This window comes from Anianabacter salinae, assembly GCF_019061145.1.
GTDB lineage: Bacteria > Pseudomonadota > Alphaproteobacteria > Rhodobacterales > Rhodobacteraceae > Anianibacter > Anianibacter salinarum.
On sequence record NZ_JAHQZS010000001.1, the window covers coordinates 554,269 to 572,322 of the forward strand.

The window sequence follows — 18,054 nt, forward strand, 5'->3', positions numbered from 1 at the left end:
ATCAAACCTGAATATTCGTGAGCTTCTTCATGATCACCAGGTTGGCGAGCAGGAAGCCCCCCACCACGAAACAGGCGGGGATGAACACCGGCGTCTCGATGACCTTGTCGTAATAATTGGGCTGGACCATGTTGATGCCGATCAGCGCGACGATCGGGAAGGCGGACAGGAATTTGCCCGACCAATTCGCCTCGGCGGTGATCGCCGCGACCTTGCGGAACAGCTTGAAGCGCGAGCGGATCACGACGGCCAGACCGTCCAGCACTTCGGCCAGGTTGCCGCCCGATGTCTGCTGGATGTTCACCGCAACCGCCAGAAAGCGCAAATCCTGCATCTGAAGCCGCTCGGCCATGGCTTTCAGGGCTTCACCGACGTCGCGACCATAGGCGGCCTCGTCGGCGATGATCCCCATTTCGGTGCCCAAGGGATCGGCTACTTCCTTGGCCACGATGTTCAGCGACGCGATGAACGGGTGGCCGACGCGCAAGGATCGCACCATCAGCTCGACCGCATCGGGAAGCTGTTCCTCGATCAGGCGCATGCGCTTCTTGGCCTTGCCCGCGACCCAGAAATAGATGCCGCCGATGCCCATGCCGACCGATACCAGCGCGCGCACGCCGATGGCCGTTTCGGTGCCGACGGTCAGGCCGACAAAGGCGACAAGCGTCAGAACGCCCATCATCATCACCAACTGCGGCGGCGTGAAGGCCAGGTTCGCCTTCTGCGCCTTCTCGGCCAGCAGCGCATAGAACGGGATCGACTGCGACTTGATGTGCTGGCTCATCTCCTTGCGAAGCTGTTCCAGCACCTGCTCGCGGCCCTTGCCGGATTCAAGCATCTGCAGGCGGCGGTTGACCCGGCTGTTCAGGCTGATCGACTTGCCGAAGGCGGCAAGATAGATGCCCTCGACCAGAACGAGGACACCGACGAAAATCAGGCCGTAGATGAGCGGTTCGGAACTGATTTCCATGGATTACAAACTCACACTTGGTTCAAAGATACTGGCGGGCAGGTCGTAGCCCCACTGCTTGAAGCGCGTCGAGTAATGCGAGCGCACGCCGGTTGCGGTGAACTTGCCGATGATCTTGCCGTCGGGTTCAAGCCCGAGGCGCTGGAAGCGGAACAGCTCCTGCATCGAGATGACGTCGCCTTCCATGCCGGTGATCTCGGTGATCGACACCATCCGGCGCGAGCCGTCCTGCAGGCGGCTGGCCTGCACGATCAGGTTCACGGCCGAAGCGATCTGCGAGCGCACCGCCTTCAGCGGCATTTCGATCCCGGCCATCGCGACCATGTTCTCCAGACGCGAAATACCGTCGCGCGCGCTGTTGGCGTGGATCGTGGTCATCGACCCGTCGTGGCCGGTGTTCATCGCCTGAAGCATGTCGATGACTTCCTCGCCGCGCGTCTCGCCGACGATGATCCGGTCCGGGCGCATCCGCAGCGCGTTGCGCAAACAGTCGCGCTGGGTGACGGCGCCCTTGCCCTCGACGTTCGGCGGCTTGGACTCCATCCGCCCGACATGGACCTGTTGAAGCTGAAGTTCCGCAGTATCCTCGATCGTCAGGATGCGTTCCGAGTTGTCGATGAACGACGACAGCGCGTTGAGCGTGGTCGTCTTGCCCGAACCGGTGCCGCCCGATACGATGACGTTCAGGCGGCAGGCCACCGCGGCCTCAAGGTATTCCGCCATGTCTTCCGAAAACGCGCCGAATGACATCAGGTCACGGATGCCCAGCTTGTCCTTCTTGAATTTCCGGATCGACACCAGCGAGCCGTCGACCGCGACCGGCGGCACCATCGCGTTGAAGCGAGAGCCATCGGCAAGGCGGGCGTCGACATAAGGGTTGGATTCATCGACGCGGCGGCCCACGGCCGACACGATCTTGTCGATGATCCGCAGCAGGTGCTTCTCGTCCTTGAAGGTCACGTCGGACTGGGTAAGCTTGCCCTTCTTCTCGACGAAGATGTTGTGCGGGCCGTTTATCAGGATATCGCTGATCTCGTCATCCTTGAGCAGCGTCTCGAGCGGGCCAAGACCCGTAACCTCGTGATACAGATCCTGGATCAGCGTGGCGCGTTCCTCGCGGTTGAGGACGACCGACATTTCCTCGAGAGCCTCGGATGCGATGGCGGCGATTTCGGCGCGCAACTCGCTTTCCGCGGCATGTTCCAGCGCAGCCAGGTTCAGCGTGTCCAGAAGACGCTTGTGCAGCTCGACCTTGATGTCCGAAAGCCGCTCCTTGCGCTTCTTGTCGCGGTCTGCAGGAGCCGCCTGCGCGGGCTGCTGCGGCGGGCGGCTTGCGGGCTGCGTCGCAAGCTTTGCGGCTGGCGGCGGGGCGGACGCTGACGGCGCGGGCTGTGCGGCGGGCTTGGCCGCGCCCTGCGCGGGCGCGGGACGCTGCACCGGGGCAACGGGTTCGCCGGTCGGCTTCTTGTAGCGCGAAAACATGCGTCCTGGTCCTTACAACTCTGCCGCCAGCTCTTTTTCCCTGAGCTCGTGCAGGGAAGCGGCCAGCTTCATGATTTCCTTGCGAAGGGCGTTCTTGGGCGCATGTGCCGCAAGCGGCGCGCCATGATCGCCCGATTCCGCGACCTGCTTGCCGCCGTCGGGCAGCAGCACGTCGATCGAGATGTCGAGGCTCTCGGCCATCCGCTTGATCCGGCTCTTGCCGTTCAGGTCGGTGAAGCCCGGCGCGCGATTGAGAACATAGCGCAGCTTGTCGTGCGGCAGATCCTCGGACTTCAGGGCGCGGACCATCCGAAGCGTGTTCTGTGCCGACCGCATGTCCAGCTGCAACGGCGCGAAGTAGACATGCGCCTCGGCCAGAACCGTCTCGGTCCACTGCACAAGCGTGGTGGGCATGTCGACGATCACATAGTCGAACCCGGTCTTGGCCACCTCGAACAGGCGCATCACGTCCTGCGACGAGATGATGTCGAGCGGAAGGATGTCGGCGGGGGCGGTCAGGACGCTCATCTTGTCGTCGAAGGTCTGCAGCGCCTGGGTGAAGGATTCGTAATCCATCGACCCGGTGTCGGACAAAAGCTCGAATACGGCGTCCCTGCGCGGCAGGTCGAGATAGGTCGACACGGTGCCGAACTGCAGGTCGAGGTCGATGATGCAGACGCGCGGGGGGTTGTCCTTGGAAATGGTCGCCAGTTCCCATGCCAGGTTGACGGCAAAGGTCGAAGCGCCCGCGCCGCCGGACAGGCCGTGCACCGCAACGACGACGCCGTCGCGGTTCTCGCTTGGGCGCTTGCGGGCGTGGATGGGTTCCTGTGCATAGTTTGCGGGGGCAGCCGCCACAGGTGCAGGCGTGCGCAGCCGGCCAATGGCCTCGTCCAGCGCACCCTCGGGCAGCGGGTAGGGCACGAATTCGCGGGCACCAAGGCGCAACAGCTGGTGCAGGGCGATCGGGCTGACATCCTCGGCGATCAGGATCACCTTGATATCCGCAGCCTTGGCCTGCGAGATCACGTCAGCGACAAGCGCCAGGTTCGCCTCGTCCTTGTGGTCGATGGCGATGGCGACGAATTCAAGCGCCCGGGCGTCTTCCTGATGGAAGAACAGCCCGGCATCCTCGAAGCTCAGATCGCCCCATGCCTCGCCGAAAGCGTGTTCCATGTCCTCGATCAACAGATCGAATTTCTGGACATCGCGGGCGACGGTGCAGGCCTGAAAGGCCTGTGCCGAAGCGTCTTCCTTCCGCACTGCGCTGCCACTCATTCGTATCACCCCTTTGTCAGGCGGGGCCGTGCGATCAGGGCGAAAGTCGTAGCGTTGCCCCTGCACGGTTGATCGCTGGAAACCAGAGAACCCACCTTGCCTTGGAAAGACCATCGCCCCAGAAATGGGCAACATTACGACCAAAATTCAGGAAATATCGGACTTTCCGAGACAGTCGGCGCGCAATCGCGCCAAGGATCAACCGCCTGCCCCAGCTGTGGTGCCACCAGCACTCGCACCTCCGGATGCCGCCGCAATGCCGGGGGCAGGGCGCGCCGACGTGATGTAGTTGTCGTAGACCGCCTTGGCGTATTTCCCGTCCAATGTTCGCGCGGACGCGTTCACGTACCCCGCGACGCGGGTCATCGCGCGGCGGTTCTGCCGCTCGCGATCCTGCGTCGGCACGGCCAGCTGGCTTTCCCCGAAGGACACAAGCGCCTCAAGCCGGTCACGCTCGACCCCAAGCGACACCAGATAGGCGACCGCCACCTGCGCGCGTTTCAGGCCAAGACGCTTGTTGTAGGCGGCAGAGCCGACGGCGTCGGCGTGGCCGTAGACCGAGAAGCGGATCGCAGGATAGCTGCGGATGAACGCTGCCTGCTGGCGCAGCGCCTCGACGGCATCGGCATTCAGCGCGCTGGAATTGAAGTCGAAGTAGATCGTCGCCGGAACCTTCCGCTGGAACTCGGTATCGAGCCCCAGAAGATAGCCCTCATCGCCTTGCTGGACCGAGAGGTTGTTCGCCGTCGCGTTCCCGAAAGACCCGTTGTCGATGCCGGACCCGGCTTCGCGGAACAAGTCGCGGTAGGTTTCGCGCGGGGCGCAGGCCCCGGCGGTCAGAACGCTCAGGGCCACCAGCCCAACGCGCGTGATCGGTCGGATGCTCATCGCGCTCACTCCATCACATAGCCGTAGGGGGCGGAAAAGTCCTGCTGGGCGACTTCACCCGCCGCGCCCTGCCGGGGGCGACGGTTCTCGCCGCCGGACAGGTTGCCGTATAGGAACAACTCCGCCTCGGTCGGCAGCTCGATCCGGTCGGTCGGCAGCGCCAGCGCCTCGCCGCGGGTCGGCGACACCAGATGCGCGGTGACGATGACCACCAGTTCCGTCTGGTTGCGCTCGTAATCGACGCTGCGGAACAGCGCGCCCAGAACCGGCAGGTCGCCCAGGAACGGAACGGCCGATTTGGAGTCCTGAAAGTTGTCCTGAAGCAGGCCCGCAATGGCAAAGCTTTCGCCGTCCTTCAACTCGATGGTGGTCGAGGCCTCGCGCTTGGAGAAGCCGCTGACCGTGCCGCTGTTGAGGGCGACCTGAACCGTCGCATCGAGGTTCGACACAGAGGTCTGCAGTTCAAGATTGATCGTCTTGTCGGCCAGAACCGTCGGCGTGAATGTCATCTCGACGCCGAAGGGGCGGTATTCGATCCCGACGTTGCCCGAGTCGCCGACGACCGGCACCGGGTATTCCTGACCGGCGTGGAACCGGGCCTGCTGACCCGAAAGCGCCGCAAGGTTGGGTTCCGCCAGCGTGCGGACAAGTCCCTTGGTTTCAAGGGCTTCCAGCAACAGCGCGGCCTGCACCCCGCCAAGGTTGAAGCCGAACAGGTAACGGCCCGTCGCGGCCCCGCTGATCGTGGCGCTCTGGCCCGACAGCACGTTGCCCAGAACGCTGCCATCGGCGAACTGGCCGTTGCCGCCGCCGGCGCTGACGCTGTTGCCGCCCACACTCCCCCCGAGCGACGCGCCAAGTTCCTTGCGGACGCTGCGGCGCATTTCGGCGAAGCGCACCTTGAGAAGCACCTGCTGGGTGCCGCCCACCGACATCATGTTGGAGATCCGTCCCGGAGCGTATCGTTCCGCCAGATCAAGCGCGCGGTCGATGACCGTAGTGCTCGACACGACGCCCGACAACACGATGCCGTCGTTCGCGGTGCGAACCTCGACCTGTTCGCCGGGCAGGATCTGCAGCAGGCGTTCCTTGAACTCTGCCACATCCTGGCTGACCTGAACGTCCACGTTGGTCAGAAGACGGCCATCCGCCCCCAGAAGCGTCAGCGTGGTCCGCCCTGGCGTCTTGCCCAGCACATAGATGGTGCGGTCGGACAGGGTGGAGATGTCAGCGATCGAGGGGTTTGCGATGGAAAGCTCGGCGAAGGGCACGTCGCTTTCGACGACCACCGCGCGGTTGATCGGCACCTCGAGCGTTCCGCCCCGCGCCTGTTCGTTCATGATCCGAAGGTTCTGCGCCCCTGCTGACGTCGCGCATGCAATACATGCGGATACGGCAAGCAATGCCGCCCGAAGGCTTACCCGAAATGCCATGTGATCCTGCCTCTCTGATCACGAATGTGACCGGATCTGTCGCCCGGTTTGGGTGGAAGGATGCGGCGGATTGGATTTTTTTGCAACTATCAGGTGCTTGGCGTGAGGTGTTCATGTGGGCGCCGGGCAACACCCACAACATGGGGTGCTGCCCACGCGCGGCCCGGCCATCAGTTGTTGCGGCAGGGAATGACGGTTTCCACGATGTCGGACCCACGGCGGGTGCGGATAGTGCAGATTTCCTTTTCGGGCGTCACCTCGACCACTTCCTCTTCGACGGGCGCCTGTGCGACGATCCCGAGAAGCGCGTTCTGGTCGATCTCGAACCCGGCATCCGCAAGCTCGCTGTTGTCGCCCACCAGCGCAAGCGACAGCTTGCCAGAGTTCTGCGCCTGAGCCAGCCGCGCAACCTGTTCAGAGGTCGCCTGCACCGTGACAGTGCGCGCGATTGTCGGCTTCGAGGCGTCGAGGTCAGCCATCTGGTCAACTGCGATCAGCTTCATGCTCGACTGGATCAGCCGCGTCACGCCGCCGCGCTGGCCGCCCGGGACCGCCCCGGTCCAGTAGACATCGACCGTGTCGCCGGGGCGCAGGAAGCCGGATACGCCGGTGGTCACATCCACGTTGATCGCAAAGGCGCGCATGCCCTTGTCGAGGCGCGACGAGACGCTGGCGAACTCGCCGGGTTCAGTGACCTTGACGGCAAGAACGGGCTCCATCGCCTCGATGGCGCGGGTGGCGGTGCGCAGGATTTCTGCGCCTTCGCTGAAGAAGTCCTCGAAGGTGGAGAACGTGCCTTCGGGCAACGACGCTTCGGGCCATGGCACGAGGATCACGTCTTCGGTGGTGATGCGCTGGCCATATTTCAGCGGGTTCTGCGCGACGATCACCTGGGTCAGCGGAATCTCGGGCCCGCGCTGTGCGCGCTCTTCCTCGAGCTTTGCCTGATACTGGCCGATATAGCCGTTCGCCATGTAGACGGCGGCGCCGGCGAGTCCGACACCAAGGACCAGGACGGAATAGAACGCGAGTTTCATGACCAAACCTTTCGAGCAAGCGAGCATGTGCGGAGCGGCCGCACGGTCCCTGAAAGAGTGACCCGCAAATCGGGCTTAAATCGGGAGAAAGAGAGAAAAGGTGAAGGATTTGAAACAGTCGCTTCAGGTCGCGGGAATTTGCACCCGCCAGCGAGCAGGGCCGGAAACGAGCGCGCGCCCCGAAACGGAGCGTGGCCCTTGAGGCGATAGCAGTGATCCGTCAGCGGCTCAGTCAGTCTGCGCCGCGTAGGTCTGAACCGAAATGCCTGTCTGGATTTCGTCCTCGACGACGTTCGAGATGTCGAGGATGTGATCGGCGAGCGTGATCACCACAGCCATTCCGAGGCCCACGACCCCGGCTGTCACCACGACGAAATCGACTGTCATGGCACCGGAGTCTTCGGCCAGGTATTTCTTCAATGTGTCCAGCATTGCCCTGTCCGTCCTTTAGGAGTTTTTCCACCCGGTTTCGTCCGGCTGGAATAGGAAAGCCGCACCTGGCAGCAGGTGCGGCTTCCTGAACCATTTCTGGCCGAGCCGATGATTAGTCGGTCTGAGCCGTGTAGGTCTGTGCGGTGATGTTCGACGACATGCCGGTCTCGAGCGAGTTGGCGGTGTCGGTGATGCCGTCTGCGAGCGTTGCCAGAACGGCGATGCCCAGGCCAACGACTGCTGCAGTCACGACCACGAAGTCAACGGTAACGGCGCCATCTTCGTCACGCTTGAAGGTATTGATGAAGTTAAACATGTGATGTGTCCCTCTGATACATGTCCAAGTTGCAGTTCACCTTGTCGGGCTTGTCAGCGTCCTTGCTGTCTTCCCCGCTTCGGATGAGATGAATAAGCCCTCAGAATCAGGCATGATTTGGGCGGCATTCGTACAATTTTGGATGGAGTGGAAATTCTTGCGGAATATCAATTAACATGCTGTTTTTTAACGATTTAAAAATTAACAAATGTATCTGAAACAGCTTGCGATGGGGCTCGCGCCGGTCCGCTTTCCGCTTTCGGTGGCCTTGTGGACAGTTTTCTGGGATAGTCAGGGCAACGAAAAACGGGGCGCAGGGGCAGGCCTCTCATGATGTGGATCGGCAGACTCGGTGTGGTTGTGGCCCTTGGCCTGGCCCTGACCCTCACCGGCACGGCGGACGCGCAGGACACCGCGCGGCCGGACCCGCCTCCATTTCCCGAGTTCACCTTCAAGAGGTCCAAGCCGCCCGCGCCCGGAACGGACCGGCGCATCACCATTCAGATCGAGGAAACCGCGCCCGTGCCGCCCCTGGCGCCGCCAAAGCCGGACACCGAAGGCGCGGTGACGACGACCGCGGACTGGTACTGGCAGGTGATCGCGCCCTCGCTCGCGGATGCGGGCCCGGGCCGTATCGACGCGGCAGAGCGGGCGCTGGCCGCCGCCCCTGCCGACTTCGGGCGCCGCATCCCCTCGATGCAGGTGCTGAACGAGATCGCCGCGACCTATGGCACGCTTATCCTGACCGCGACTGTCGGGACCAAGGTGTCGCCCGCGCTGGCGCTGGCGGTGATCGGTGTCGAATCGGCGGGCCGACCCGATGCTGTCAGCCGGGCGGGGGCCACTGGCCTGATGCAGCTGATGCCCGACACCGCGATGCGTTTTGGCGTGACCGACGCCACCGACCCCGAGCAGAACATCAAGGGCGGCGTCGCCTATCTTGACTGGCTGGCAAACCGGTTTTCCGAAGACCCGGTGCTGATGCTTGCCGGATACAACGCCGGGGAAGGATCGGTGCGCGACCACCAGGGCGTGCCGCCCTTCGCCGAGACGCGGGAATACGTGCCCAAGGTCATCACCGCCTGGATGACCGCCAAGGCGCTGTGCCTGACCCCGCCGGTATTGGCCAGCGACGGCTGCGTCTTCGTGGCGGGCAAGCGGTAACATGCCCGGCCCCGGTCCGCTTGTGATCGACGTCGATGGCACGCTTCTTCGCACCGGACTGGCATGGGAGGCGGGGCTGGCCTCGTTCCGCAAGCGCCCGGGGCAGGCCGTGCTGGCGCTCTGGTCCGGCCTCCGCGACCCGCTGGCGATGAAGACGGCCCTGGCCGAGGCCGCCGCGCTGGCGCCCGAACGCCTGCCCGCAAACCCCGAGATCCTGAAACTGGCGCAAGAGGCGAACCGCTCCGGGCGGCCGGTGGTCCTGATCTCGTCCTTTCCAAGGCCGGTGGTCGACACCATCGCGCAGAGCCTTGGCCTGCAAGCGCGCGTTCTGGCCTCTGAGCATGGCGTGCACCTGCGCGGCCCCCGCAAGCGCGAGGCGCTGGTGGCGGACTATGGCGAAGCCGGGTTCGACTACGCGGGCAATTCGGGCGACGATCTTCCGATCTGGGAGATGGCGGAGAACATCATCGTCGTCGGCGCCCGCCCGCGCGTCGAATCGCGGCTGGCGGCGATGAACCGGAACGTCACGACCTATCCGATGCGCTGGCGCTGGAGCGACCTTTGGGACGCGATGCGCTGGACAAAGACGCTGCGCGCGGGGCTGGCCCTGTTGCCGCTTGCCGCACTGCCTGACGCGCCGTGGCAGGCCGCGCCCGGCCTGACGCTGACCGTCCTGGCGCTGATGCTGCTGTCCGCCGCCTTCCACATTGTCGGCGATCTGGCGGACCTCGACCGCGACCGACAGGACCGCTTGCGCCGGTCCCGCCTGTTCGCGCGGGGCGCGCTGCCGCTGGGGCTTGGCGTTGCTGCGGCGTCCGTCCTGGCCGTGGGCGGCATGGCGCTTGCGGTGCTTGCAGGCGCGCCCGCCGCCGCCTTCGCCGCGCTGTTCCTGTTGGTGTCGCTGGTGCATGCCTTCTGGCTGAACCACCACGCCGCGCTGGAACTGGCCGGGGCGGCGACGCTGGATCTCTTGCGCGTCGCGGCCGGTGCGGCGGTGCTGGGCCTGTCGCTGACCGAACACGGGGTCGTCCAGTTGGGGACGTTGTTCTTCGCGTTGGCGGCATTGACTCGCATCACCCGGGAAAGCGCAGAAGCGCAGAAAGCCGACCCTCTCTTGTCGAACCTCTTCATACTCGCCGGTGCGGGGCTTGGCTTTGGGCTGCTCATGCGGCTGTGGGCTGCTCCCGTGATGCTCTTGTCGGGCGCTGTGCTGATCGGGGTGGCACTGCTGAGGTTTCTTTGGGCGGCGCGGCGTGGACCGGTGGCTGTGGGGTCCGTGCTCGGCTTGCCGAGAGCGCCGGTGGCGATGGCTTGCCTGTCGGTCGGGATCCTTGCGCTGGTGCGATTCGGTGCAGGATTCGCGCCGTTCGGCTAGAAGAGAGCCGCCAGAAGGCAAATGCGCCGTCACAGGCCCGTGACGCGGCGCGGCAATTCCTGAAACATCCTGATCGCGGCATGTCGCAGACGCGAGAGCGATCCGTGAAGTTCGCCCGTTTCCGCCGGGCCGCACGTTTCAGACGCGCTTCCGCGACCGCAGCGCGCTGCGTCGGCTGCCCAGCAATCGAAGGCCGACCCGGGCGAGAACTGCAAGAATGACGGCCGTTACACGATTCCCATGTTCGTGAGTGCACGTATGCACGCAAGGGAGGCCATTCATGTGCATTTCGACATGGGGGCGACAGGCGCATCTTTGGTTCATCGACACGACGTCGACCGGCCCGCCGGACACCAGAACCCGAACCAAGGAGACTACAATGACCCGTATCGCAGCACTCGCCGCCGTTCTCGCCGCGCTGTCGGCCCCGGCCTTTGCAATGACCCAGCTTGAATCCCAGGTCGGCGCAGAGGGGCTTACGACCTCGCAGCTTGCACAGCTGAAGTTCGCGCAGTCCGAAACCGGCTCCGACGCCACCGTGTTCTTCGACGGCGAAAGCTTCCGCTTCTCGACCTCCGAACAGCACAGCGACCGCGCCCGTCAGATCTTTGCGCAGATCCGCGCCGAGAGCCTGTCGGACGAGTGATCTTTTGCCCGACGACCCCATCAAACTGAACCCCGACAAAGGAATAGTCCCATGAAAGCCATCACACTCAGCCTTTTCGTCGCCCTTGGAGCGGCCCTTCCCGCCGCCGCGATGACCTCGCCCCAGATCGAAGTGGTCGAAACGAAGAACGTCTCGCCGTCGGATATCCACAGCGCGTCCGCTCAGGCCATCTTCGACCGCATCAAGGCCGAAAGCGCGAGCGACGAGTGAGACAGTCCTCGCCCTCCAACGAAGAACGCGGGCCCCTTTCGGCGGCCCGCGTTCACTTTGTCCGGTGGCCTCGTCCCGCCGTCTTTCGGATCAGACGATCGTCGCTTCCGTCGAGGCGCGCAGCTCTTCCTCGGTGACGCCGTCGGCGCATTCGACGATCTTCAACCCGCCCTCGACCACGTCCAGCACGCCGAGGTTGGTGATGATGCGGTTGACCACGCCGGTGCCCGTCAGGGGCAGCGTGCAGGCCTTGAGCACCTTCGGCTCTCCGGCCTTGTTGGTGTGGTCCATCACCACGATCACGCGCTTGACGCCCGCGACAAGGTCCATCGCGCCGCCCATGCCCTTGACCAGCTTGCCGGGGATCATCCAGTTCGCCAGATCGCCGTTCTCGGCGACTTCCATCGCGCCAAGGATCGCCATGGCGATCTTACCGCCCCGGATCATCCCGAAGCTGGTGGCGCTGTCGAAGAACGACGTGCGATCAAGCGAGGTGACGGTCTGCTTGCCCGCGTTGATGAGGTCGGGGTCGATGTTGTCCTCGGTGGGGAAGGGGCCGATGCCCAGCATCCCGTTCTCGGATTGCAGCGTCACGTCGACGCCCTCGGGGATATAGTTCGCCACCAGCGTCGGGATCCCGATGCCGAGGTTCACATACATTCCGTCTTCAAGTTCCTGAGCCGCGCGGGCGGCCATCTGGTTCCTGTCCCAAGCCATCTCGGTCCTCCGTCAATCCATGTCTGTTGCCGCTGGAACGTCCAGCGTGACGATTGTGCCCGCCGCACCGCGGGTCACGTCGAGCGTTGCATTCAGTCCGTCGATCAGGCCAAGCACGATGCGGCCGCCGAGGCTGTTGATGTCGGGCCATTCCACGTCGTCGGGCAGGCCGACGCCGTCGTCCGATACCATCGCGCGCACGGCACCGGACGACAACCGGTTCACGCGCAGGTCCAGGATGCCGGCGTCGCGGCCCTCGAAAGCGTGCTGGAAGGCGTTCGTCATGACCTCGGACACCACAAGGCCCAGCCGCACGGCCATGTCCACCGGCACGTCCATCTCGTCCACGTCGATGTTTACGCGGATGCCCGCGCGCCCGTCCAGATGGGCGATCGCCGTGCCGACCCGGCTGAGATACGAGCCAAGCGAGATCGTGTCGCTGTTGCTGGTCCCGCTTCGCCCGGTCATTTCTTCATACAGAAGCTGCAGGCTTTCCACCCGGCGCGCCAGCGCGTTGAACGCCTCTGTGTCGCTGGCTTGCCTGCGCTGCATGCGGATCAGGCCGACGATCATCGCAAGGTGGTTCTTGATCCGGTGCTGGATCTCGCGCAGCGCCTCGTCCGATCCAAGCGGGTCCTTTGCAAGATCCTTGGCGGTCATCTCTTTCTGGACACCCAGGAAGAACGTCAGCTCGCCCTCGCTGTTCAGGATCGGCGAAACCAGCAGCCGGTTGTGGAACGTCTCGCCATTGGCGCGGTAGTTCACAAGATCGACCGCCACGTCCTCGCGGTTCTCGATGCCCTTGCGCAGCTTGGCGACGGCGTCGGGGTCCGATCCCTTGCCCTGCAGGAACCGGCAGTTGCGGCCCAGAGCGGCGGGACCGGCGTAACCGGTCATCCGCTCGAACCCGCGACTGACATATACGATCGGGTTGTCGTCCAGATTGGGATTGGTCAGCACCATCGCGATGTCGGATTGCGACAGGGCGGAAATCGCCTCGTCTTCCGACAGCGCCGTCATGCGGGCCATCTTCTGCTGGTCCATGTTTGCTCCGGTCCGGGGTTACGCCGCCCGCACGGTGCGTTGTTCGATCCGCTTTTCGAACTCGCCCTGCACGATGCGGTGGACATAGATGCCCGGCAAATGGATGTGATCGGGGTCGAGCGAGCCGCGCGGCACGATTTCCTCGACTTCCATCACGCAGACCTTGCCGCACATCGCGGCGGGCGGATTGAAGTTGCGCGCGGTCTTGCGGAAGATCGCGTTGCCAGTGTCGTCGGCCTTCCAGGCCTTGACGATGGACAGGTCCGCGACGATCCCGCGCTCGAGAATATAGTGCTCGCCGTCAAAGACCTTCACTTCCTTGCCCTCGGCGATCTGCGTGCCATAGCCGGTCTTGGTGTAGAAGCCGGGGATACCCGCTCCGCCCGCCCGCATCCGCTCTGCCAGGGTGCCTTGCGGGTTGAATTCCAGCTCCAACTCGCCCGAAAGATACTGGCGCATGAACTCGGCGTTCTCGCCCACATAGGACGACATCATCTTCCTGACCTGTTTCGACTGCAGCAACACGCCAAGGCCGAATTCGTCGACACCAGCGTTGTTCGACGCGACCGTCAGGTCCTTGGTTCCGGCCTCGCGGATGGCCGCGATCAGGTTCTCGGGGATGCCGCAGAGGCCAAAGCCCCCGGCCGCAATCGTCATGCCGTCGAACAGCAGCCCGTCGAGGGCGGCCGCCGCGCTGTCATACACTTTCTTCATGAAGCGTCTCCGGTTGGGTTTCGGGGTCGGGAAGGTTGTGCCCGCCGGACGGGGGGGAGTCAATTCGCGCCGGGGGGCGGGGCATGGCCGGTCGGCCATGCCCCTGCGTTCACCCGGTTTTCTTCGCGGCAGCCTTTGATTTGGCGGGCGCTTTCTTTTTTGCCGTGCTGCTGGTCTTGGCCGCTGGCTTCTTCGCGGGGGCTTTCCTCGCAGGGGCTTTCTTGCCGGATTTCGACGCCTTCTCGGCGATCAACTCGACAGCCGTGTCCATCGTCAGCGCCTCGGGCTCCACGTCCTTAGGCAGGGTCGCGTTGACCTTGCCCCATTTGACGTAAGGCCCATAGCGCCCCTTCATCACCGACACCGGGCCGCCCTCGGACGGATGCTCGCCCAGCTCTCTCAGCGGCGCTGCGACCGCGCCGCGGCCCCGGTCGGGCTTGGAGGCGAGGATCTCGACCGCGCGGTTCATCCCGACCTCCCACACCTCGTCGATCGACTCGAGGTTGGCGTTCTTGCCGCCCTTGTCGGAAATCGACTCTGCGTGCTTGAGGTAGGGGCCATAGCGCCCGATGTTGGCCCAGATCGTCACCCCGTCCTCGGGGTGCTTGCCGATCTCGCGCGGCAGAGCCAGCAGGCGCAGCGCCTGCTCCAGATCAACCTCTTCGGGAGGCCAGCCCTTGGGGATCGACTGGCGCGGCGGCTTCTTGTTGTCGTCGGTGACCTCTCCGCGCTGGACATAGGGGCCGAACCGGCCCTTGAAGGCATAGATCCGGTCGCCCGCATCCTCGCCCAGAAACTTGCCCTCGGGCGGGATCGCGCCTTCGGCCAATTCGCCTTCCTGCGGGGGGCCGAAGGGGCGGGTAAAGCGGCATTCGGGATAGTTCGAGCAGCCGATGAACGCGCCGCCCGAGCGCGCGGTGCGCATCGACAGCCGCCCGTTGCCGCAGTTGGGGCAGATGCGCGGATCGGTCCCATCCTCGCGCGGGGGATACAGGTGCGGCGCAAGAACCTCGTCGATCTTGTCGAGCACCTCGGAAATCCGCAGCTCTGAAGTCTCGTCGATATGCGCTTTGAAATCGCGCCAGAACCGGTCGAGCACGTCTTTCCAGTCCCGCTCGCCCGCCGACACATGGTCGAGCTGCTGTTCGAGGTCGGCGGTGAAGTCATAGCCGACATACTTGTTGAAGTAGTTGGTGAGGAAAATCGTCACCAGCCGCCCCTTGTCCTCGGGGATCAGGCGGTTCTTGTCCTTGGTGACATAGCCGCGTTCCTGGATGGTGGTCACGATCGAGGCATAGGTCGACGGGCGCCCGATCCCCAGTTCCTCCATCTTCTTGACCAGCGTCGCCTCGGTGTAGCGCGGCGGCGGCTGGGTGAAGTGCTGCTCGGGCGTCACGGCCTTCTTGCCGGTCGCCTCGCCCTCGCTCATCTGCGGCAGGCGCTTGTCGTCGTCCTCGTCCACGACATCGTCGCGGCCTTCCTCGTAGATCTTGAGAAACCCGTCGAACAGGACGACCTGCCCGGTGGCGCGCAGGCCGACCTGGCTGTCGCGGCTGCCGATGTCGACCGTGGTGCGTTCCATCCGCGCCGCTTCCATCTGGCTGGCCAGCGTGCGTTTCCAGATCAGGTCATACAGCTTGCGCTGGTCGGGATCGGACAGGCGCAGGCTTTCGGTGTCGGCGGTCATCTCGGTCGGGCGGATGCACTCGTGCGCCTCTTGCGCGTTCTTGGCCTTGTTCTTGTAGATGCGCGGGCTGCCCGGCACGTATTTCTCGCCGTAGCGATCCTTGATCGCGGCGCGGGCGGCCGTCACCGCCTCGGGGGCCATGTCGATGCCGTCGGTCCGCATGTAGGTGATGTGCCCGGCCTCGTAGAGGCGCTGCGCCGCGCTCATCGTCTGGCGCGCGCCCATGCCGAACTTGCGGCTGGCCTCTTGCTGCAGTGTCGAGGTCATGAACGGCGGCGAGGGGTTGCGGCTGGCCGGTTTCGCCTCGACCGAGGTGACGCTCAGATCGCGGCTTTCGACGGCGCGCACGGCCATTTCGGCATCCGTGGCGGTCTTGAGGTCGAACTTGTCCAGCCGCTTGCCGCCGAAGGTGGTCAGCCGCGCCTCGAACTCCTGCCCGCGCGGCGTCGTCAACAGCGCCTTGACGGTCCAGTATTCCTGCGCCCGGAACGCCTCGATCTCCATTTCGCGCTCGACGATGATGCGCAGCGATACCGACTGCACGCGGCCCGCCGATTTCGCACCGGGCAGCTTGCGCCACAGCACCGGCGACAGGTTGAAGCCCACAAGATAATCAAGCGCGCGGCGAGCGAGATACGCCTCGACCAGCGGCGCGTCGATGTCGCGGGGGTTCTGCATCGCGTGCGTCACCGCGTCCTTGGTGATCGCGTTGAAGGTGACGCGGCTGACGGCGGTGTCCTTCTTGATCGACTTGCGCTGCGTCAGCGCCTCGCGCAGGTGCCAGCTGATCGCTTCGCCCTCGCGGTCGGGGTCGGTCGCGAGGATCAGCGCATTGTCGTCTTTCAGCGCGTCGGCGATGGCCTTGACGTGCTTTTTCGAGTCGCTGGCGATTTCCCACAGCATGTCAAAGCCATTGTCGGGATCGACCGAACCATCCTTGGGTGGCAGGTCTCGGACATGGCCGTAGCTGGCCAGAACGACGTAATCCTTGCCCAGATACTTGTTGATGGTCTTGGCCTTGGCCGGCGACTCGACAACGACAACGGGCATGAAAATCCTTCCTGAAAGCGGCCGAGAGACGGGCGAGATCGCACCGAAACCGGCCAGAACGGGGGCAAAGCCTATGGCGGCGCAAGATGTGGTGTCTGCACGAGGCTTGTCAACGCAGGGATTTGGCCGCTGCCCAGGGGAATGGCAAGGGGGACAGGGCGGCAAGGGATGCCGGGCGGGGCATGGCGCGGCGCTGCAGCCTTGTCCGGGGACGCCGCGCAACATCGCTCCGGGGGGCGGGAGCATGGACTTGACCGCAAAGACTGAGAGGCAAGGTGGGCCACCCTCATGCGGCGCCCGGCGCCCCGGCAATGGCAAGGCATGGCCATTGGCGCGCGGCGGTCACACGCGGGTCAGCAGCCCACCGGCGCGGCGCTCGATCCGCCCGTCAAGTTCCAGCCGCACGAGTTCGGGCGCGACGGCATGGGCGGGCAGCGACAGATCGCGGATCAGTTGATCCTCGGCCAGCGGAGATGGCCCAAGGCGCGACAGTATTTCGTTGTGCAGGCGGTTGGCGTCGCGCAGCGCCGGGTTCGCCGGGGCCGTGGACCTGGTCTTGGTTGCGGGCTTTGGTGGCGCGGCGGCGGGGGGCGCCAGATCCATCGGCAGCGCCTGTTGATCTGCCGCAACCGTCACAGGCGCGGGGTGCGCGGCGCCCACAGCCTCGATCACATCGGCGGCCGAGCGCACGAGGATCGCGCCGTCGCGGATCAGCATGTTGCATCCCGCCGCGCGGGCATCGACCGGATGGCCCGGCACCGCCAGCACCTCGCGCCCCTGGTCAAGCGCGGTGCGCGCGGTAATCAGGCTGCCCGATTTCGCCGCCGCCTCGACCACGATCACGGCACGGGCAAGGCCAGAGACAAGGCGGTTGCGCGCCGGAAAATGGCGCGCATGCGGTTGCAGGCCCATGGGTTGTTCCGACAGGCGCAGGCCCTGATCGCCGATTTCCTGTGTCAGGGCGGCATTCTCGGGCGGGTAGACCACGTCGACCCCGCCCGCCATCACCGCAAGGGTGCCGGTCTTGAGCGAGGCCATGTGCGCGGCGGTGTCGATGCCGCGGGCAAGGCCCGAGACGACGGTATAGCCAGCCGCGCCCAGATCCTCGGCCAGTTTGCGGGCCATGCGCGTGCCAAGGGAAGAGGCATTGCGCGCGCCCACAAGGGCGATCATCGGGCTGGCCATCAGGTCGAGACGCCCCAGCGTCCACAGGATCGGCGGCGCGTCGGGAAGATCATTCAGACCTGCGGGATAGCGCGGATCGCCGCGCGCGATGGGCAGGGCACCGGCCAGCCGGGCGGCGTGCAGTTCCTTGTGCACCACGTCGGCGGGGCAGGCGGCATATCCGTCAACGCCGGCCGCCGCCGCGATACCGGGAAGCGCCGCAAGCGCGGCCTGCGCCGAGCCGTGTTCGGACATCAGCCTGTAGAATGTGGCGGGGCCGACACGGCGCGAGCGCAAGAGACGAAACCACGCCAGCCAATCCTCGTCGCTTCGGGGTGGGGTGAGGGGGGTGGGGGAAGGGATCAAGTCCTGAGCCATCCGTGATTCCATCTCTTGCAAGACGGACCATGCGGCAGCGCTGGTTAA

17 protein-coding genes are annotated in these 18,054 nt (G+C 64.8%); 4 read left to right on the forward strand and 13 right to left on the reverse strand.

The window, feature by feature from the left end; all coding sequences use genetic code 11:
• Position 1 precedes the first annotated feature (1 nt).
• The 8 genes from KTJ87_RS02720 to KTJ87_RS02755 form a co-directional block, all read right to left on the reverse strand.
• On the reverse strand, positions 2 to 970 hold the full coding sequence (locus KTJ87_RS02720; RefSeq protein ID WP_267137524.1) for a type II secretion system F family protein: 969 nt from the start codon (positions 968 to 970) through the stop codon (positions 2 to 4).
• Between the two features lie 3 nt (positions 971 to 973).
• The gene (locus KTJ87_RS02725; protein ID WP_267137525.1) at positions 974 to 2,452 is read right to left on the reverse strand and encodes a CpaF family protein; all 1,479 of its coding nucleotides are present in this window, start codon (positions 2,450 to 2,452) and stop codon (positions 974 to 976) included.
• Positions 2,453 to 2,464: 12 nt separating this feature from the next.
• Positions 2,465 to 3,730: an AAA family ATPase gene (locus tag KTJ87_RS02730; RefSeq protein WP_267137526.1), complete on the reverse strand. Its 1,266-nt coding sequence runs from the start codon at positions 3,728 to 3,730 to the stop codon at positions 2,465 to 2,467.
• 198 nt (positions 3,731 to 3,928) lie between these two features.
• Positions 3,929 to 4,618, reverse strand: coding sequence for an OmpA family protein (locus KTJ87_RS02735; RefSeq protein ID WP_267137527.1), 690 nt, complete (start codon positions 4,616 to 4,618; stop codon positions 3,929 to 3,931).
• Positions 4,619 to 4,623: 5 nt separating this feature from the next.
• Positions 4,624 to 6,051 carry a type II and III secretion system protein family protein gene (locus KTJ87_RS02740; protein ID WP_267137528.1) on the reverse strand — a complete coding sequence of 476 codons (1,428 nt, stop codon included), beginning with the start codon at positions 6,049 to 6,051 and terminating at the stop codon, positions 4,624 to 4,626.
• 170 nt (positions 6,052 to 6,221) lie between these two features.
• A complete protein-coding gene (gene cpaB / locus KTJ87_RS02745) occupies positions 6,222 to 7,088 on the reverse strand; it encodes a Flp pilus assembly protein CpaB (RefSeq protein ID WP_267137529.1) in 867 nt (288 codons plus the stop codon).
• 228 nt (positions 7,089 to 7,316) lie between these two features.
• The gene (locus KTJ87_RS02750; RefSeq protein WP_267137530.1) at positions 7,317 to 7,520 is read right to left on the reverse strand and encodes a hypothetical protein; all 204 of its coding nucleotides are present in this window, start codon (positions 7,518 to 7,520) and stop codon (positions 7,317 to 7,319) included.
• A gap of 112 nt (positions 7,521 to 7,632) precedes the next feature.
• Positions 7,633 to 7,836 (reverse strand): Flp family type IVb pilin, encoded by a 204-nt coding sequence (locus KTJ87_RS02755; protein WP_267137531.1) that lies wholly within the window; start codon positions 7,834 to 7,836, stop codon positions 7,633 to 7,635.
• Between the two features lie 330 nt (positions 7,837 to 8,166).
• Here KTJ87_RS02755 and KTJ87_RS02760 point away from each other — a divergent pair, with 330 nt between their 5' ends.
• The 4 genes from KTJ87_RS02760 to KTJ87_RS02775 all read left to right on the forward strand — a co-directional run bounded on the left by KTJ87_RS02760 (position 8,167) and on the right by KTJ87_RS02775 (position 11,252).
• On the forward strand, positions 8,167 to 9,000 hold the full coding sequence (locus KTJ87_RS02760; RefSeq protein WP_267137532.1) for a lytic transglycosylase domain-containing protein: 834 nt from the start codon (positions 8,167 to 8,169) through the stop codon (positions 8,998 to 9,000).
• A gap of 1 nt (position 9,001) precedes the next feature.
• Complete coding sequence (locus tag KTJ87_RS02765; RefSeq protein WP_267137533.1) at positions 9,002 to 10,375, forward strand: haloacid dehalogenase-like hydrolase; 1,374 nt, start codon at positions 9,002 to 9,004, stop codon at positions 10,373 to 10,375.
• 379 nt (positions 10,376 to 10,754) lie between these two features.
• On the forward strand, positions 10,755 to 11,021 hold the full coding sequence (locus KTJ87_RS02770) for a hypothetical protein (protein WP_267137534.1): 267 nt from the start codon (positions 10,755 to 10,757) through the stop codon (positions 11,019 to 11,021).
• Between the two features lie 51 nt (positions 11,022 to 11,072).
• Positions 11,073 to 11,252, forward strand: coding sequence for a hypothetical protein (locus tag KTJ87_RS02775; protein ID WP_267137535.1), 180 nt, complete (start codon positions 11,073 to 11,075; stop codon positions 11,250 to 11,252).
• A 90-nt stretch (positions 11,253 to 11,342) separates the two neighbouring features.
• Here the strand turns inward: KTJ87_RS02775 and KTJ87_RS02780 are convergent, their stop codons facing one another.
• From KTJ87_RS02780 to dprA, 5 genes are all read right to left on the reverse strand, one after another.
• A complete protein-coding gene (locus tag KTJ87_RS02780) occupies positions 11,343 to 11,969 on the reverse strand; it encodes a CoA transferase subunit B (protein ID WP_267137536.1) in 627 nt (208 codons plus the stop codon).
• A 12-nt stretch (positions 11,970 to 11,981) separates the two neighbouring features.
• Positions 11,982 to 13,013 (reverse strand): PAS domain-containing protein, encoded by a 1,032-nt coding sequence (locus KTJ87_RS02785; RefSeq protein ID WP_267137537.1) that lies wholly within the window; start codon positions 13,011 to 13,013, stop codon positions 11,982 to 11,984.
• A gap of 18 nt (positions 13,014 to 13,031) precedes the next feature.
• On the reverse strand, positions 13,032 to 13,727 hold the full coding sequence (locus KTJ87_RS02790) for a CoA transferase subunit A (protein WP_267137538.1): 696 nt from the start codon (positions 13,725 to 13,727) through the stop codon (positions 13,032 to 13,034).
• 109 nt (positions 13,728 to 13,836) lie between these two features.
• Positions 13,837 to 16,464 carry a type I DNA topoisomerase gene (gene topA, locus KTJ87_RS02795; RefSeq protein WP_267137539.1) on the reverse strand — a complete coding sequence of 876 codons (2,628 nt, stop codon included), beginning with the start codon at positions 16,462 to 16,464 and terminating at the stop codon, positions 13,837 to 13,839.
• A gap of 342 nt (positions 16,465 to 16,806) precedes the next feature.
• Positions 16,807 to 18,006, reverse strand: a complete 1,200-nt coding sequence (gene dprA / locus KTJ87_RS02800) for a DNA-processing protein DprA (protein WP_407650455.1) — start codon at positions 18,004 to 18,006, stop codon at positions 16,807 to 16,809.
• Positions 18,007 to 18,054 lie beyond the last annotated feature (48 nt).

What these genes read in the sequence shown, in the direction of transcription:
- KTJ87_RS02760 (WP_267137532.1), top strand. Translation starts at nt 8,167, where the DNA reads ATGATGTGGATCGGCAGACTCGGTGTGGTTGTGGCCCTTGGCCTGGCC.
- KTJ87_RS02790 (WP_267137538.1), bottom strand. Translation starts at nt 13,727, where the DNA reads ATGAAGAAAGTGTATGACAGCGCGGCGGCCGCCCTCGACGGGCTGCTG.
- KTJ87_RS02770 (WP_267137534.1), top strand. Translation starts at nt 10,755, where the DNA reads ATGACCCGTATCGCAGCACTCGCCGCCGTTCTCGCCGCGCTGTCGGCC.
- KTJ87_RS02785 (WP_267137537.1), bottom strand. Translation starts at nt 13,013, where the DNA reads ATGGACCAGCAGAAGATGGCCCGCATGACGGCGCTGTCGGAAGACGAG.
- KTJ87_RS02755 (WP_267137531.1), bottom strand. Translation starts at nt 7,836, where the DNA reads ATGTTTAACTTCATCAATACCTTCAAGCGTGACGAAGATGGCGCCGTT.
- KTJ87_RS02740 (WP_267137528.1), bottom strand. Translation starts at nt 6,051, where the DNA reads ATGGCATTTCGGGTAAGCCTTCGGGCGGCATTGCTTGCCGTATCCGCA.
- KTJ87_RS02765 (WP_267137533.1), top strand. Translation starts at nt 9,002, where the DNA reads ATGCCCGGCCCCGGTCCGCTTGTGATCGACGTCGATGGCACGCTTCTT.
- KTJ87_RS02735 (WP_267137527.1), bottom strand. Translation starts at nt 4,618, where the DNA reads ATGAGCATCCGACCGATCACGCGCGTTGGGCTGGTGGCCCTGAGCGTT.
- KTJ87_RS02780 (WP_267137536.1), bottom strand. Translation starts at nt 11,969, where the DNA reads ATGGCTTGGGACAGGAACCAGATGGCCGCCCGCGCGGCTCAGGAACTT.
- dprA (WP_407650455.1), bottom strand. Translation starts at nt 18,006, where the DNA reads ATGGCTCAGGACTTGATCCCTTCCCCCACCCCCCTCACCCCACCCCGA.
- cpaB (WP_267137529.1), bottom strand. Translation starts at nt 7,088, where the DNA reads ATGAAACTCGCGTTCTATTCCGTCCTGGTCCTTGGTGTCGGACTCGCC.
- KTJ87_RS02750 (WP_267137530.1), bottom strand. Translation starts at nt 7,520, where the DNA reads ATGCTGGACACATTGAAGAAATACCTGGCCGAAGACTCCGGTGCCATG.
- KTJ87_RS02725 (WP_267137525.1), bottom strand. Translation starts at nt 2,452, where the DNA reads ATGTTTTCGCGCTACAAGAAGCCGACCGGCGAACCCGTTGCCCCGGTG.
- KTJ87_RS02720 (WP_267137524.1), bottom strand. Translation starts at nt 970, where the DNA reads ATGGAAATCAGTTCCGAACCGCTCATCTACGGCCTGATTTTCGTCGGT.
- KTJ87_RS02730 (WP_267137526.1), bottom strand. Translation starts at nt 3,730, where the DNA reads ATGAGTGGCAGCGCAGTGCGGAAGGAAGACGCTTCGGCACAGGCCTTT.
- KTJ87_RS02775 (WP_267137535.1), top strand. Translation starts at nt 11,073, where the DNA reads ATGAAAGCCATCACACTCAGCCTTTTCGTCGCCCTTGGAGCGGCCCTT.
- topA (WP_267137539.1), bottom strand. Translation starts at nt 16,464, where the DNA reads ATGCCCGTTGTCGTTGTCGAGTCGCCGGCCAAGGCCAAGACCATCAAC.